The organism is Elusimicrobiota bacterium (genome assembly GCA_040757695.1).
In the GTDB taxonomy this organism is placed as follows: domain Bacteria; phylum Elusimicrobiota; class UBA8919; order UBA8919; family UBA8919; genus JBFLWK01.
Genome location: JBFLWK010000053.1, coordinates 1 through 15,995 on the forward strand (window position 1 = coordinate 1; position 15,995 = coordinate 15,995).

Sequence of the window (15,995 nt, forward strand, 5' to 3'; positions counted from 1 at the left end):
ACCAGAACCTGGAGATTGTTTAATTATACAAAATTTTGAAAGGTTATTCATAAAAATTTTTAAAAAATCGCGAGATGTACATGTTAATAACCTATATATCCTTTACTTAGTATATCATATAGGTTACAAAGTTTTCTTGTAATACATAATATGGAAATTGAGTACAACGATTATCTCAGAAAGCGGTTCAAAAAGATAAGTAAAATTTACGATATTTTAGCGTTATCTAACTGTATAAGAAAACCACCTGTAAAGTTAGTAGATATCAAACCTGAAACAAAAATTTTGGATGTCTGTACAGGTACAGGTAATCTTGCACTGGAATTTGCTAAGTATTCTAATAATGTTGTAGGGATTGATATCTCGTCTGAAATGCTGAAAGTTGCAAATAAAAAAAATAAATCAGGTAAAGTGAAATTTATTTTAATGGATGCAACCAAACTTGAATTTGAGGACAAAACTTTTGATATTACATCTATTTCAACTTCGTTACATGAGATGCCAGAAAATGTAAGAATAGAAGTGTTAAAAGAAATAAAACGAGTTACAAAAAATAAAGTTATTGTTATTGATTATTGTTTAGGAGGTCGCAAATTATTCAAAAAATTAGTCTACAAAATTATTTCGCTATACGAATCAAAGTATTTTAATGAATTCATATGTGAAGATTTGCGAAATCTTATATCTGAACAGAGGTTTGAAATAGAAATTGAAAAAATTGTATTGGGTATATTTAAAATTTTTGTTTGCAAGATTATATAATACGGTAATAAAAAATAATGAAAGCATTTTGAAGTTCGTGTAGATGAACTTTTGATAGCCTGCTAAAACGATTGTGTAGAATTGTATACCCCACCAATGATGCTGGTGGGGTATGTAGGCACGGTCTGTGACCGTGCAATATAGCACGAATACAGTTCGTGCCTACAAACTGCACAGGCGTCAAAGCAAATTATTCAAAGGAAGCAAGTATCATCTACTTAAACCCAGCTAAAGTCTTAAATCCAACTCTAGAAGCTGTGTCGCAATGTCAAAAACAAGCGAAAACAAGAACCATCTAAAGTTTGTCGTATGACAAAAAGTATTTTTTCTGCTATTGGGTTCTTAACTATTATACCTGTAAGACAGAAAGAGATTACACCATCAATAGTAGCTTTGTTCCCGGTTGCAGGGTTACTGCTTGGTGGAATCCTTTTGTTATTGAATATCGTCTTTAGTCAGTTTCGTTAACGAAAATACTATTGATTTTACCTGTAATTTCACGATGGTCAATGGTTTTAGATTTGTTTTGCAATAATTTTATTGGTTTTGTCGACGATTACTACATTTGTTCTAATTATTGTTTCTGGGTTTGTTACTATTGGCTCTACAAAATTTGTGACGAAAAAACTCGGCGGCATGACCGGCGATTCTATCGGTGCAATAAACGAAGTAATAGAAATTACAGTATTGTTAGTATTTTTGATTTTTAACTTGTAATACCCTGTGGCTCTGCCACAGGGTAGTTCATTGCATAACAAAGTATAGAATAACAGATATGCCACAAGGGGCAGAGAGTTTTACAGAAGCACACAAAGAAGGATATAAATTTCTTTTAATTTTTATCTATCGTTTTTTCTCTGTGCTCTCTGTAGCTATAAGATTTTTTAATGATTATGGGAAATAGTCAATCTGTAACTGTCAAAGTGCCTGGAACCTGTGGGGAACTCATTCAGGGTAGCTTAAATGGTAAAAACAGACTTGTTACATGCCCTGTTAAGATATTTTCATATGTTACTGTTAGTTTCGTAAATCATTCTTACCAACTACAACACAGCAACCTGAAAAATTCTTGGAAAGCGAAAGAAGCATTAAAAAAAGTATTACAGCATTTCAATTTAGAAGATTTATTTAATAAACTTCAGTTTGATATACATTCAGAAATTCCAATAGCAAAGGGTATGGCATCAAGCACAGCAGATATCGTCGGGATATGCTTAGCAACTGCGAAATTATTGACAAAATCTATTTCAGAAAAAACTGTTGCAGATATAGCAATTTCTATTGAGCCATCTGACGGAACAATGTTTAATGGAATTGCTATTTTTGATTATTTCAGAGCCAGCATGTTTAAAATTTTAGGCAACCCACCGAAAATGAAAATACTTGTTATAGATACTGGTGGTGAAATAGACACAATAGAATTTAACAAAAAAGATTACAAAAAAGAACGACTATCAAATGAGGCTAAGGTGAAAGAAGCAATAGAATTGTTAAAAGATGGTTTAAGAAAAAATGACTTAAATCTCGTGGGTAAAGCAGCAACTATCAGCGCTATTTGTAATCAGAAAATACTTTTCAAGCCAGAATTAGAAAGAGTCATTGAAACCGGAAGAGAATTCAACGCATATGGAGTAAATGTTGCACATAGCGGAACTGTTATTGGTATTTTATTAAATACTGAATTTAACGAATTTGATACTTTAAAAGAAGAAATAAATCAAGCATTTAATAAAAAATTTAAATTCTATATAACGGAATTAACTAACGGCGGTGGTTGCAATGAATCTTCAGCATAGTAGACATGGTGGGAATATCTGGCAAATTGCAAAGGAGTATAAAATACCAATAGAAAAAATAATTGATTTCAGTACAAATATAAATCCTCTTGGTATCCCGAATAGAGTTGAAAATAAACTAATAGAAAATATGCACTTAATATCTTATTATCCTGACCCTTATTGTAGTCAATTCATACAGAAACTATCTGAAACCTTATGTATCAAGAAAGAAAATATACTTGTTGGAAATGGCTCAACTGAACTTATATATACAATCTCTGCTGCAATATCACCAAAAAAAGTTGTGATACCAATACCAACATTTAGTGAGTATGAAAACTCTGTAAAAGCACATAATGCAGAAATTGAATTTTATATCTGCCGAGAAGAAAATAATTTCAAAATAAATATAGCCAGAATGATAAAATTGCTTCCATACAGTCAAATGATATTCGTCTGTAATCCAAACAATCCAACAGGAAGTGTCTTATCAAAAGAAGAACTCGTCTTCCTAGCCAAAAAATGTCAGCAGAACAATGTGTTACTTTTAATAGATGAAACATATATAAATTTTGTTATTGACGATGAGGACTTTACTATGATACACAATATTGACAACAATCAAATAATCGTACTGAGGTCTTTTACTAAATTCTTTGCTATACCGGGTTTACGACTTGGATATATGGTTGCAAACAAAAATATTATCGAGAAAATCAAAAAATTTCAGCCTGTATGGTCAGTAAACATATTAGCACAAATTGCAGCTTGTGAAATTATCAAAGATAAAGAGTACATTCAGAAAACAAAAGAGTATATTCAAATACAGGCAAAAATTTTACGAGGACATTTTGTAGATATCTACGATATAATAAAACCATATCCAACCGTTACCAATTTTATTTTGTGTAGATTTAACAGAAGTTACAATTATAACCATATTTTTAGAAGACTGATACAGGAACACGGAATAATCGTCCGTAATTGCAGTAATTTCCGTAGATTAAGCAATAGATATTTCAGGGTCGCTATCCGAACAGAAAAAGAAAATAAAAAGTTGATTCATGCATTTTGGAAAGTTTTAGAATGACAATATTTATGGTTTCGTTTGCTTATGTACTTGACTTAATTTTTGGTGATCCAAGATGGTTTCCTCATCCAGTGAAAATCATCGGAAGCTTTATCAAACAACTTGAAATATTGCTATACAAATACAAAACCAAGAAACTATCAGGAAGTATTTTAGTGATTATTGTTATTTCTACAAGTTTTTTAATCACCTGGCTTTTAATAAAAACTTGTTCAACTATCAATATCTATCTTGGAGTTGCTTTGCAAATTATGTTTATCTATACTACTCTGTCAATAAAGGATTTGAAATTAGAAACTATGCAGGTTTATTACACATTAAAGCAAGACAATATTGATTCTGCAAGGAAAAATTTAGCTATGATTGTCGGTCGAGATACAAAAAATTTAGATAGAAGAGAAATCATTCGTGCAACTGTAGAGACAATTGCTGAAAATACCGTTGACGGAATTATCTCTCCACTGTTTTATGCATTCATCGGTGGTGCACCGTTGGCAGTTGCTTACAAAGCAGTAAATACTCTCGATTCGACCATAGGTTACAAAACTGAAAAATACATTGACTTTGGTTTTGCTGCATCGCGATTAGACGATATTGCAAATTTTATTCCAGCAAGAATCTCAATACTGCTTTTACCAATAGCATGTTTGCTTGCAGGTAAAAATGCTAAAAAATGTTTACAAATAATATTACGTGATAGAAATAGAAATCCAAGTCCTAACAGTGGAATACCCGAAGCAGCAATTGCAGGTGCATTAGGCGTTCAATTGGGTGGGTTGAATTCTTATAACTCAGTTGCTGTGATGAAACCATTTCTCGGAGATAATATAAATCCTTTAGAAAAAAAGCATATAAAAGAAGCAATAAAAATTGCTTATATTTGCTCGGCATTGACACTGATTTTAGGAATGATTTTATGTTTGACGATAAAACACTTGACAGGTCAAGAAGTAAACTAAAATAATCTGTAGTTCAAATGATTTCGGTAAATTTTTCGGTTTAAAAGTAAAGCAGCCATTCATAGATAAAAAGTTTGCTAAGTTTGGAACAGGAATAAAAGAAGAAATAGTTCATTGTCGAGTTTGTGGCTGGACAGAACCTATAAAATGAGAAAAAGAACAAAAGCATTTGTTTCTTGGAGTGGTGGAAAAGAAACCTCTTTAGCCTGCTATAGAGCAATAAAAAAGAATTTTGAGGTTAAATATCTTTTGAATATGGTATCAGAGGATGGGATGTATTCTCGCTCTCACGGAATCAGTTCAGATTTATTGAGAGCACAAGCTTTAAGCTTAGGGATTCCTATTGTTCAGAGAAAGACTACATGGAAAGACTATGAGGAAGAATTCAAAAAGGCAATCTCAGATTTTAAGAAAGAGGATATCCAAATAGGTATATTTGGAGATATTGACCTTCAAGAACACAGGGATTGGGTAGAAAGGGTCTGTGGAAAGATGGGCATAAAACCCATTTTGCCATTGTGGAAAGAAAAACGGGAAAAATTACTAAAAGAATTTATTCAATCAGGATTTAAGGCGATTATCGTTGCTACAAATTCAAATTTTTTAGGAAAAGAATGGCTGGGCAGGGAAATTAATGAAGAGTTTGTCGCTGACTTGAAAAATTTAAGCGACATTGATTTATGCGGTGAGAAAGGTGAATATCATACATTTGTTCATAACGGTCCTGTTTTTAAGAGAGTGTTAAAAATTAGGCAAGGTAAAAAAGTGCTAAGAGATTCTCATTGGTTTCTGAATCTAAAATTAAGAATAAAATCTATTACTTGTGCTCTTGTGTTCTTGTGTTCTTGTGCTCTTATCGCTCAAAGTTATCCGCAACGGATTATCTCTTTAGGTCCGTCTGTTACTAAGTCACTATATCTTTTAGGTGTAGAGGATAAGTTGATTGCCAACACCATATATTGCAATAACCCACCGGAATCTAAAAACAAAGAAAAAATTGGAACCGCAGTAGAGGTAAATATAGAAAAGATATTTAATCTTAAGCCCGATCTGGTTCTGGCAATTTCTTTGACTTCATCTACCGCAAAAGAAAAATTAAAAAACCTGGGGCTAAAAGTAGTTACATATACTACACCGCGTGATTTTAATGATTTATGTAACCAGTTTTTAGAATTGGGCGAACTTATCGGCAAGAAAAGAGAGGCAAAAAAAATCGTAAAAAGTGCAAAAATTAAAGTGGCTTCTATCAAGAAAAAAATTCAAAAATTGCTTAAACCAAAAGTGCTTGTTCAGGTAGGTGCGAAACCGTTGATTGTAGCAACTGGCAGTTATTTCATAAACGATTTTATTGAACTTGCTGGTGGAATAAATATCGCTAAAGAAGAAAAAACAGGTCTCTATTCAAGAGAGCAGGTAGTAAAAGAGAATCCGGATGTAATAATTATTCTGACAATGGGTATTGCAGGCGAAGAAGAACAACAAATATGGCAAAAATATAAGACAATAAATGCAGTAAAAAACAATAGAGTCAATATAGTTGATGCTGATAAAATTTCCAGTCCCACACCTGTAAGTTTTGTTGAGGTATTAGAAGAATTGGTTTGTATTTTACATCCAAAACAAAAATGAAACGGAAAATTATTCGCTGGATAATCTGGATAGCAGTTTTGTGTGTTCTACTCGGTGGAATATCATTTTTTTCTTTATGTATCGGTTCGGTTGGTATACCATTTAACAAGATTCTAAAAATAATTTCTGCCGGTAAAGGAACTGTTGAGCACAGCATAATTTTTGATATTCGTTTACCGCGGATTTTTTTAGGTTTTGCAGTAGGCGGAGCATTGAGCATAGCAGGTGTTATTTTACAAGGAATGTTCCGTAATCCATTAGTTGAGCCATATACTTTAGGGATTTCAGGCGGTGCAGCATTGGGTGTATGTTTGAATATCATATTAGGAATGCGTTATAGATTCATTTTGTCTTTACCGGTTTTCGGTTTTTTAGGTGCGGTTGTGATTATTTTATTAGTTTACTTTTTAAGTATAAAAAAAGGTATATTAAAAATTCAAGGACTTCTTTTAACAGGAGTAATGATTAGTTTTATTGCTTCATCTTTAATTATGCTCATCATGGCTATTTCTCGTGCAGAAGATTTACATGGAATTATTTTCTGGATAATGGGTTCATTAGAAGAGCCGAATTGGTTTCTTATAAAATTGGCAGTTTCAGTATCTATTTTAGGATTGATTGCTTCTTATATTTTCTGCATGGATCTTAATGCTTTTTCTTTAGGTGAAGAAGAAGCATTACATCTCGGTATAAATACAGAAAGAACTAAACGATTACTTTTTATTCTTGCCTCTTTGCTTACCGGATTCAGTGTGTCTATATCTGGAATAATTGGTTTTGTAGGATTGGTAGTTCCACATTTTGTGCGTATGTTTGTTGGTAGTGACCATCGGATTCTTTTAGTAAGTTCTTTTTTAACTGGCGCCAGTTTTCTTATTTTCTGTGATACATTAGCAAGAACAATTATTTCGCCATTAGAATTACCTGTGGGTGTAATTACGGGAATTGTTGGTGGCATACTGTTCGTTTACGCTTTATCAAAACGAGCACCAGCATACTAAAACTATGCTTGAGATAAAAAATTTGACTTGTGGATACGATTCTAAATTTATCCTGAAGGATATAAATTTCAGAATAGATACCGGCAACATTGTGGGAATAATAGGACCAAATGGCTCAGGAAAAACCACACTTCTTCGGGCAATAACCAGAGTAGTTAAACCCAAAAATGGAATTGTTGTTTTTGAAGGAAAAGATATATCGCAAATGGGATTTAAAGAATTAGCCAGAAAATTAGCGGTAGTTTCTCAGAATTTTGAAACGGGTTCTATAACTGTAGAAGAATTTGTTCTTTTAGGCAGAATTCCATATTATGAGAAGTTTCAATTTCTTGAAACAAAAATGGATATAGAGGTCGCTGAAAGGTGTATGGACTTGACTGATACTCTGAGACTCAAGGACCGGTTTATGGAAGAGATAAGTGGTGGAGAAAGACAACTCGCTCTTATTGCACGTGCTTTAGCCCAGCAACCAAAATTGATTTTATTGGACGAACCTACAACACATTTAGATATAACTCATCAAGTAAAAATATTAGACCTTATAAAAAGGCTGAATACGGAATTGGGACTAACTGTGATTATGGTTTTACACGATTTGAACTTAGCAAGTGAATACTGTCATCGGCTGGTTCTTATTCATAACGGACGAATACACAAAATCGGACTACCACAAGAGGTACTGGATTACAAAATAATTGAAGAAGTTTATAAGACACTGGTTGTTGTAAAAGAAAATCCGATATCAAAAAAACCGTTTGTAATTTTGGTATCGGAAGCAAATAAAAAAGAATTTGCGGAATGAGGGATTTTAATCCCTCGCCAATAAAGCAAATTTACACAATAATGTAGTCCCCGACTTCAGTCGGGGATGAGCAATGCGAACAGAACAGGGAATCCGGTGTAAATCCGGAACAGTCCCGCTACTGTGAAGGTGATGAAATTTTTTGTTTAATGCCACTGTCCTGATATAAATCGGGATGGGAAGGCGAAAATTTCAGGCAAACCTGAGTCAGGAAACCTATCTGTTTGCAAAATTAAAATCTCTTCGTGAGAAAGGGAGGCGAAAATGCAAATTAAAACTTAAAAGCATGTCCTGATGAAAATCAGGATTAAAGGTTAAAAGCGGTGTGGCAGAAAATAAGTATTTCACTTTTCTAGAATTCTAGAATTGTGAAATTGTGAAAACATTGGGAGGAAAAGATGAAAAAGTTGTTAGGTATATTATTCGTTTTTGTCGGAATGGGAACTTTGGTGGCACAAGAGACGACGGTATTTATCGGGTTAAGAAAAGAAGTGCCTGTAGAAAAAACAGCAACGAATATTACTGTAATATCGGAAGAAGAAATTAAAACTTCAGATGCCAAGACTGTTGGTGAGATTCTGGAAAACAAAACCGGTATTACTGAAGTTTCAAAATATGGCACACTTGGAGCGACTTCAGATCTGCGGATAAGAAGCGGTGGCGGTACATCAAAACAGGTGCTTGTTATGGTAGATGGCAGGCCTGTAAATAATATATCACTTGGTTCTGCAAACCTTACTGAAATATCAACAGAAAATATTGAAAAAATTGAAGTTTTGCGAGGTCCGTCATCTGCGCTTTATGGAGCGAATGCATTGGGCGGGGTCATAAATATCATAACCAAAAAAGCAACCACACCAAAACCGAAGACAGAAATTGGATTGAATTACGGAACTTTTAATACACAAAATTATAATTTCAATTTTTCAGTGATGCCAGGTAAAGCGGATATTTTTCTATCAGGGAGTAAAAATCTTTGCAAGGGTTTCCGAGAAAATTCTGATTATGATTCAACAAATCTTTCTGCAAAAATTGGTTATGATTTTGAGAAATACGGTGAATTCTGTTTAAATAATGGGGTTTTGAATTCAGAACTTGGGGTACCGGGCTCTAATGCAACACCGATAGAAAAGTTTGATAATGATAAAGAAAGAAAAGCATCATCACCTAATGCAACCCAAAAAGATAAAAAGTTTTACAACCAGCTTGAACATAAAATTAAATCAAAAGAAACAACCATAATAACAAAGTTCTATCAGGACTATCACGAAAGAAATTACAAGAATCCGGAGTGGTCAACAGATACTGTAAACAAACCACAGAGTTTTGGGTTTGACACACAAGCCGAAACTGTGTACAATATTGTTTTTGGATTTGAAAAAAGATTTGAAAAATATAAAAAACTGGATAATAAAGTTGAAACGATTGATAAGAAACGTGAAAATTTTGCTACTTTTATCCAAAAAATTTTTGAATTTAACAAACTTTCTTTAACACCAGGAATAAGATATGATTACAACTCGGTTTATAAAGAGACGACTAATCCACGACTCGTAGCTGTGTATCAACTTGCTGATTCTATCAAACTTTCTGCAACTGTTGGAAAAGCATTCCGGGCACCTACATTTGATGATTTATACTGGCCTGATGAGGGCTGGGCAAAAGGAAATCCAAACCTTAAACCGGAGAAATCAGTCGGGTGTGATTTTGGAGTGGAACATAGATTAAGAGATATTTTGGTGTCAAAAATAACAATGTTTTACAGCGATGTAAAAGATTTTATCCAATGGGACCCTGATAAAAATTTTGTATGGACACCATTAAATGCTGATGTTTTTTCAAAAGGCATTGAATTAACGTTAGAAAACAGTTCTATAAAAAATCTAACACAGAACTTAAATTACACTTTTTTGGAAAGCAAAGGGAAACTTTCAGAAGATGTTAGCAATATCCCAGACGACTGGTATTACAAAACATTGCAATACACACCAAAACATCGGTTAAATTATTGTCTGAATTATTCAGCACCTGCAGAAATTAAAACAAAACTCGGGGTTGAATATACTCACAAACAAGAATGGAAAGACTGGAAATACAAAGGAGGGACAGAACACAAACTTCCAGGTTATACGCTTGTAAATTTAAGGCTAAGCAAAAAAATTCTTCAAGCTGAAGTTTATTTCTCTTGTGAAAACATTTTTGATAAAAGATATGTCTCAAGAGAAAATTATCCACTTCCTGGAAGAACATTTTCAGGTGGTATAAATCTGTATCTCTGGGATTGAAAAATTGAAAATGTAGACGTGAATTTTCAGTTCACGGTTTTACGACTACAAGTTGCCGACTACAATTACAAAAAATAGCCCTTGATTATTTATGGACATTTGTCCATTTATTCCTTGGGCTATTTTTTTTATTGATTTTTTGTTAAAAAAAATTATACTATGTATATGCTGAAAAGTATCAAACCAGAAATCGCTTACCGTATAATAAACCACGGGCCAGTTGTCTTAATCACAACTATTGACAAAACTGACAAACCAAATGTAATGACACTGGCATGGCTGACCGTTGTCAACTCCGAGCCACCGCTTGTTGCAATTGCGATGGGTGAACAGGCATATTCGCAAAAATCAATCAAAGAAACAAATGAGTTTGTAATCAACATACCGGATAAAAAACTGATAAAACAAGTTTTATACTGTGGCTCGGTGTCTGGGAAAAATACCGATAAGTTCAAAAAAGCAGAACTTACCTCTATACCAGCCAAAAAAGTGAAACCGCCAAAAATCAAAGAATGTTTCGCCCATATTGAATGTAAAGTAGTCAATCAATATAAATATAGTGATGTTGTGCTTTTCGTTTCGAAAATTGTCTTTGCTGATGTTGAAAACAAATTTTTTGATGATATATTAAAGACAGATAAAATAAAAACGATCCATCATCTTGGCGGTGGCTGGTTTGCAGAGACAGGAAAGAGATTTAAGTATTGAAAAATTATGAAAAATTAAAAAATACTTGACCTTATCAATTTTTTTTGTATAATTATACCTGACCACAATGAAAAAAGGACAGGAAAACGCACCTTTATTTGAAACTGCTTACGCTCATGCTAAAAAGCGAATGGTTTCATTTCATACACCCGGCCACAAAAACGGAAGAAGTATTGATAAAAAACTTTTGGATTTTACCGGTAAGAACGCATACTATTTTGATGTTACCGTTTTCCCGGAAGTGGACTCGTTACATGACCCGACACATTGTATAAAATGGGCACAGGAACTGATGGCAAAGGCATATGGTGTTCAGTATTCATTTTTACTTGTTAACGGTTCGTCCGTCGGTAATCAAGCGATGTTTCTGTCTGCGTGTAAGCCGGGTGATTCTGTAATTCTTTCCAGAAATATTCATAAATCCGTTTTAGGTGGAATTATTCTGGCAGGTATCTGGCCTATATTTGTTCAGCCAAAAGTTGACCAGAATCTTGATATTATTCTTGATGCTGAGCCTGATCAGATAGATGAGGCAATAAAAAAATTCCCGGAAGCAAAAGCGGTATTTATCACAAGCCCAACCTATAATGGAGTAACCAGCGACCTTTTAGAAATTGCAAATGTCTGTCACAAAAACAATAAACTGCTGTTGGTTGATGAAGCACACGGTCCGCATTTAAGATTTCACAGAGATTTCCCGATTTCAGCGGTTGAAGCAGATGCAGATATAGCGGTTCAGTCAGTTCATAAAATACTGTCGGCAATGTCGCAGGGATCGGTTCTCCATGTCAATTCCGACAGAGTTGATATAACCAAAGTAAGAAAAATCGTATCAATGCTTCAAACAACAAGCCCTAATTATCTTATACTTTCGTCAATTGATTTGGCAAGAAGACAGGCGGTTCTACACGGTGAAAAACTACTGAGTGAGGTGATTCTTGCAGCAGAACGCGGTAGAAAAAAAATTAACAAACTAAAAAACTTTTTCTGCTTTACTCGCGAGGATATTCGGTTAAGAGGTTATGATTTAGATGTAACTAAACTGACAATCAATGTTACCAAAACAGGTCTTTCAGGATTAGAAATTGAGAATTTACTTAACGAAAAATATAATGTTCAGGTTGATTGTGCCGACCTTTTTAATCTTATTGCAATAATGGGTATGGGTTCAACACAGGCAGATGTTAATAAACTTGTGGATGCGTTAGAAGATATAGATATAAAATATCACGGTGTGGCAAAAAATTGGAATCTTAATCTGCCTTCTCTGACAACTGAAATGGTGTTGATACCTCGTGATGTTGTTCTGGCTAAGGACTCAAAACGGGTACCATTAAATAAAGCAGTTGGGCATATCAGTGCTCAAACACTGACACCATATCCGCCCGGTATCCCGATTATTATTCCAGGCGAACGAATAACAAAAGAGATATGCGATTATCTTCATGAACTTTCGTCAAAAGATATAAGAATCAGCGGACAGGAAACGGATACACTCAAAACAATAAAGGTTGTAAAGTGAAAAGAACGCAGAACAGGCGCAAAACAAAAACGCAAAACAGACGCGGAACAGAACGCGAAATAGACGCAAAAAAGTTTGGCGTGAGTTTAGCGGTTTTTGGTGGAGGCGGAATGAATACAAACAACTTAAATAAACTCAAAAAAATTCTTATCACTAAAAAAAATGATTTATTAAAGGTAGTTAATGACAAGAAACAAAAGGATTTACAGGAACCTACTGTAGGCGATGAGGTAGATGTGGCTGGTGATAGCGAAGAGAAAGAACTTATTTTTGGACTGACTGATAATGAAAAGTTGATGCTTAATCTGATTGACTCTGCGTTAAAAAAAATGGAAACAGGCAAATATGGTTTTTGTGAAAGCTGTGCTGTAAAGATTCCATATACGCGGCTTGAAGTGATGCCATTTGCGCGTTACTGTATAAAATGTCAGCCGAAATTTGATAAAAAAAGATAGTTTATGACCACTAATAATTTTCTGTTGTTTTTATATTTTACATCTCTGCTTGGACTTATAATTTTTGGCAGTCATCGGTATCTTTTAATATACTTTTACAAGAAATACAAAAAAATGTCGCCTAAAACAAAACCGCTTACCGAACCTTATCCCGTTGTCACAGTCCAACTTCCAATTTTTAACGAGATGAATGTCGTAGGTCGTTTAGTTGAAAGTATTGTAGAACTGGACTACCCAAAAGACAAATTAGAAATCCAGATTCTTGATGATTCTACCGACGAGACACAAAAAATAGTAAAAGAACTGGTTGAAAAATTCAGAAAAGCAAATTTTAATATCTTTTACATTCACAGGACAAAAAGAACCGGTTTTAAAGCAGGTGCTTTACAGAACGCACTTAAAACAGCAAAAGGCGAATTTATCGCAATTTTTGATGCTGATTTTATTCCACAGCCGGATTTCTTGAAAAAGCTGCTACCATATTTCTCAACTGATAATATCGGTATGGTTCAGGCGAGATGGGAACATACAAACAGGAAATACTCGCTTTTGACAAAAGTTCAGGCGATAATTTTAGATGGACATTTTTTGATAGAACATACCGCGAGGAATCGGTCAGGTAGATTTTTTAATTTTAATGGAACCTCAGGTATCTGGCGAAAAAAAGCAATAGAATCATCAGGCGGTTGGCAGGGCGATACTCTTACCGAAGATATGGATCTTTCATACAGGGCACAACTTAACGGTTGGCAATTTGTTTTTGTGCCGGATGTTGTAACCCCGGCTGAACTGCCTGTTGATGTAAGCGCATTCAAAACTCAGCAGGGTAGATGGGCAAAAGGTACTATCCAAACAGCAAAAAAATTAATCAGCAAAATAGTAAAAAGTAAAACACCACTAAAAGTAAAAATTGAAGCCATCTTCCATCTCAGCAGTAATTTTTGTTATTTGTTTCTATCTGTTGCTACACTGCTTATATTACCCGCTACACTTGTACGATTAAGTTCAATACACAAGCACAGTTATATTTTTCTGGTTGATATCCCGATATTTTTACTCGGTACACTGTCAATCGCTTACTTCTATTATATATCACAGAAAGAACTTGGATTCGGGTTCTGGGATTCTGTAAAATATATCCCGTTCCTTATGTCAACAGGAATAGGGCTATCTATAAATAATTCTAAATACATACTTGAAGGAATTTATGGATTAGAATCGGAATTTGTTAGAACTCCTAAATACGGGATAACACATAAGCGAACAAGCATAAATTCAAAAAAATACAAATCAAAAAAAAATCTGATTTCTTATATTGAACTGCTGTTAGCAATATATTTTACCGTCTTGCTTTATCTGACTATCCGAGCACAACTCTATATGCTTACTCCGTTAATTTTACTCTTCCAATTTGGTTTCGTATATTTTTCAATAACTTCTCTATTACAAACCTTCAAACAAAAATAAAATAATAATGCTATATTAGTTCTACTTCGTTAAGTAGGAAGGGCATCGGATTTTATGTTATAGGCGGTAGAAAAACGGACGATGTCGTTTGGTAAACCATAACCCGCATTTCGGGCACCGGCCGACAACGAGAAATTCGTTGAGCCACTGCCGGATTTTTGAGAACGAAATTCCGTTTTTTTAAAGTAATTCCGGAGTGGAGAATGAAGTCATACGCCATAAAACATAAAGTAAAAGGATACCACCTATGAGTAGGGATTATAGTTACAGGTGCTGAGACACTTCCTGGTAATGAGGCGCAGAGCCTGCCCCGAACTTGATTCGGGGTTGACTGGTCAGAGTTTGGCAGAATAAACTATTATGGATTTTTACCTGATGTCTGTGATGTTTACAGCCCCGAGCAGAAAGGTAAGGTAGAGAGAGCGATAGAATATGTTCAATCCAGTTTTTTTACAGGAGAAACTTTTAACTCACTTGAAGAATTGAATGCGAAGGCATTGCACTGGTTAACAGAAATAGCAAAATATACAGTTTCATCAGATAACACTTGCTCATTTAGCTAAATGAGCAACTATAAAGGAGCAAATGGCTGATTTACAATTACAAAAAATACTATGTAATTTAGAATAAAATGTCAAAAGTCATTGATACTAATACAGGCGATATTTATATAGAAAAACCATTATTTCGGGTTACAAAGAAATTATCCAGAAACGAGTTTCGCAATTCTCCACTTTTCAAAAATGGAAAGATAATTGTAGATGAGGAACCGTATTTCATATATTGGATGTCATCTATAATAGATAGTCAATCACTTTCTACAGCTTTTTGTTTTTATAAACAGAATCTTTGGACGATAGGACTTTGTCATCCATTGACTGATGAGGGCTGTTGGGAAAATTGGTCTGAAAAAAGGGAATTGGCAAGGAAAAACTGGCATGATGATTGGCTCAAGACCGTTATGCCTGATATAAGTCCCAAAAAAATTAAATGGAAAAAAACAAAAAATATAGAACTCGGAGGACTTTTACACCCGAATAAAGAACATCTCAAGTTTGCAATCCGCAAGATTGAATTCGAGGAAAAAGGGTTCCCAACATTAGAACTTGCCAGAGAATATGCCAGGCGATGGGTTAGGTCCTGGGTTGAATAACTAAGAGAGTGCTGTATGGATAAAGAAGAATTACGAAAAGAAATATCTTGTTCAATAGAAAGTGATAAAAACATTACGGTTGTGTCACAGTGATTATCTGGCTGATATAGCGGATAATATAGAGAAGAATGTTAAACTGTTTAATTCAAGTGATTTAAAAATACGACAAAAGGCAGTAAAGTATATTGCGGATTTCTGTCATGCGCGCGTTCTGGGAGACCTTGGCGTTTGGGGAGTTACTTTTAAAATAAATTCTGTGTTAGATAGAAATTAAAAGTAGACACTTTACGAATTAAAAGTAGACAGGTTCAAAGTTCAAAAGAAGACAGCCCAAGATCACTAATTTTTACTTTTTGAACATCAACAAGTTTGTTGTTACACCAG

General features: G+C 34.2%; 15 protein-coding genes and 1 riboswitch. All 15 genes read left to right on the top strand.

Annotated elements, in window-relative coordinates; genetic code table 11:
* Positions 1–150: 150 nt before the first annotated feature.
* The 15 genes from AB1349_09150 to AB1349_09220 all read left to right on the top strand — a co-directional run bounded on the left by AB1349_09150 (position 151) and on the right by AB1349_09220 (position 15,611).
* The gene (locus tag AB1349_09150) at positions 151–762 is read left to right on the top strand and encodes a methyltransferase domain-containing protein (GenBank protein MEW6557507.1); all 612 of its coding nucleotides are present in this window, start codon (positions 151–153) and stop codon (positions 760–762) included.
* A gap of 309 nt (positions 763–1,071) precedes the next feature.
* A complete protein-coding gene (locus AB1349_09155; GenBank protein MEW6557508.1) occupies positions 1,072–1,230 on the top strand; it encodes an adenosylcobinamide-GDP ribazoletransferase in 159 nt (52 codons plus the stop codon).
* 78 nt (positions 1,231–1,308) lie between these two features.
* Positions 1,309–1,479: an adenosylcobinamide-GDP ribazoletransferase gene (locus tag AB1349_09160; protein MEW6557509.1), complete on the top strand. Its 171-nt coding sequence runs from the start codon at positions 1,309–1,311 to the stop codon at positions 1,477–1,479.
* Between the two features lie 176 nt (positions 1,480–1,655).
* Positions 1,656–2,558 carry a GHMP kinase gene (locus AB1349_09165; GenBank protein MEW6557510.1) on the top strand — a complete coding sequence of 301 codons (903 nt, stop codon included), beginning with the start codon at positions 1,656–1,658 and terminating at the stop codon, positions 2,556–2,558.
* Positions 2,542–3,630 (top strand): threonine-phosphate decarboxylase CobD, encoded by a 1,089-nt coding sequence (cobD, locus tag AB1349_09170; GenBank protein ID MEW6557511.1) that lies wholly within the window; start codon positions 2,542–2,544, stop codon positions 3,628–3,630. The genes AB1349_09165 and cobD overlap by 17 nt, the downstream gene beginning before the upstream one ends.
* The gene (cbiB, locus tag AB1349_09175) at positions 3,627–4,589 is read left to right on the top strand and encodes an adenosylcobinamide-phosphate synthase CbiB (protein ID MEW6557512.1); all 963 of its coding nucleotides are present in this window, start codon (positions 3,627–3,629) and stop codon (positions 4,587–4,589) included. The genes cobD and cbiB overlap by 4 nt, the downstream gene beginning before the upstream one ends.
* A gap of 147 nt (positions 4,590–4,736) precedes the next feature.
* Positions 4,737–6,218 carry a diphthine--ammonia ligase gene (locus tag AB1349_09180; protein ID MEW6557513.1) on the top strand — a complete coding sequence of 494 codons (1,482 nt, stop codon included), beginning with the start codon at positions 4,737–4,739 and terminating at the stop codon, positions 6,216–6,218.
* Positions 6,215–7,219, top strand: a complete 1,005-nt coding sequence (locus AB1349_09185; protein MEW6557514.1) for an iron ABC transporter permease — start codon at positions 6,215–6,217, stop codon at positions 7,217–7,219. The genes AB1349_09180 and AB1349_09185 overlap by 4 nt, the downstream gene beginning before the upstream one ends.
* 4 nt (positions 7,220–7,223) lie before the next feature.
* Complete coding sequence (locus AB1349_09190; protein ID MEW6557515.1) at positions 7,224–8,021, top strand: ABC transporter ATP-binding protein; 798 nt, start codon at positions 7,224–7,226, stop codon at positions 8,019–8,021.
* 41 nt (positions 8,022–8,062) lie between these two features.
* A riboswitch (cobalamin riboswitch) is annotated at positions 8,063–8,260 on the top strand.
* Between the two features lie 159 nt (positions 8,261–8,419).
* A complete protein-coding gene (locus AB1349_09195) occupies positions 8,420–10,306 on the top strand; it encodes a TonB-dependent receptor (GenBank protein MEW6557516.1) in 1,887 nt (628 codons plus the stop codon).
* 165 nt (positions 10,307–10,471) lie between these two features.
* The gene (locus AB1349_09200) at positions 10,472–11,014 is read left to right on the top strand and encodes a flavin reductase family protein (GenBank protein MEW6557517.1); all 543 of its coding nucleotides are present in this window, start codon (positions 10,472–10,474) and stop codon (positions 11,012–11,014) included.
* 67 nt (positions 11,015–11,081) lie between these two features.
* Positions 11,082–12,536 carry an aminotransferase class I/II-fold pyridoxal phosphate-dependent enzyme gene (locus AB1349_09205; GenBank protein MEW6557518.1) on the top strand — a complete coding sequence of 485 codons (1,455 nt, stop codon included), beginning with the start codon at positions 11,082–11,084 and terminating at the stop codon, positions 12,534–12,536.
* Entirely contained in the window at positions 12,533–12,991 is a 459-nt protein-coding gene (locus AB1349_09210) for a TraR/DksA family transcriptional regulator (protein ID MEW6557519.1), read from the top strand. Before AB1349_09205 ends, AB1349_09210 begins: the two co-directional genes overlap by 4 nt.
* Before the next feature lie 3 nt (positions 12,992–12,994).
* Positions 12,995–14,458, top strand: coding sequence for a cellulose synthase family protein (locus tag AB1349_09215; GenBank protein ID MEW6557520.1), 1,464 nt, complete (start codon positions 12,995–12,997; stop codon positions 14,456–14,458).
* A gap of 631 nt (positions 14,459–15,089) precedes the next feature.
* Entirely contained in the window at positions 15,090–15,611 is a 522-nt protein-coding gene (locus tag AB1349_09220) for a hypothetical protein (GenBank protein MEW6557521.1), read from the top strand.
* The last annotated feature ends 384 nt before the right edge of the window (positions 15,612–15,995 follow it).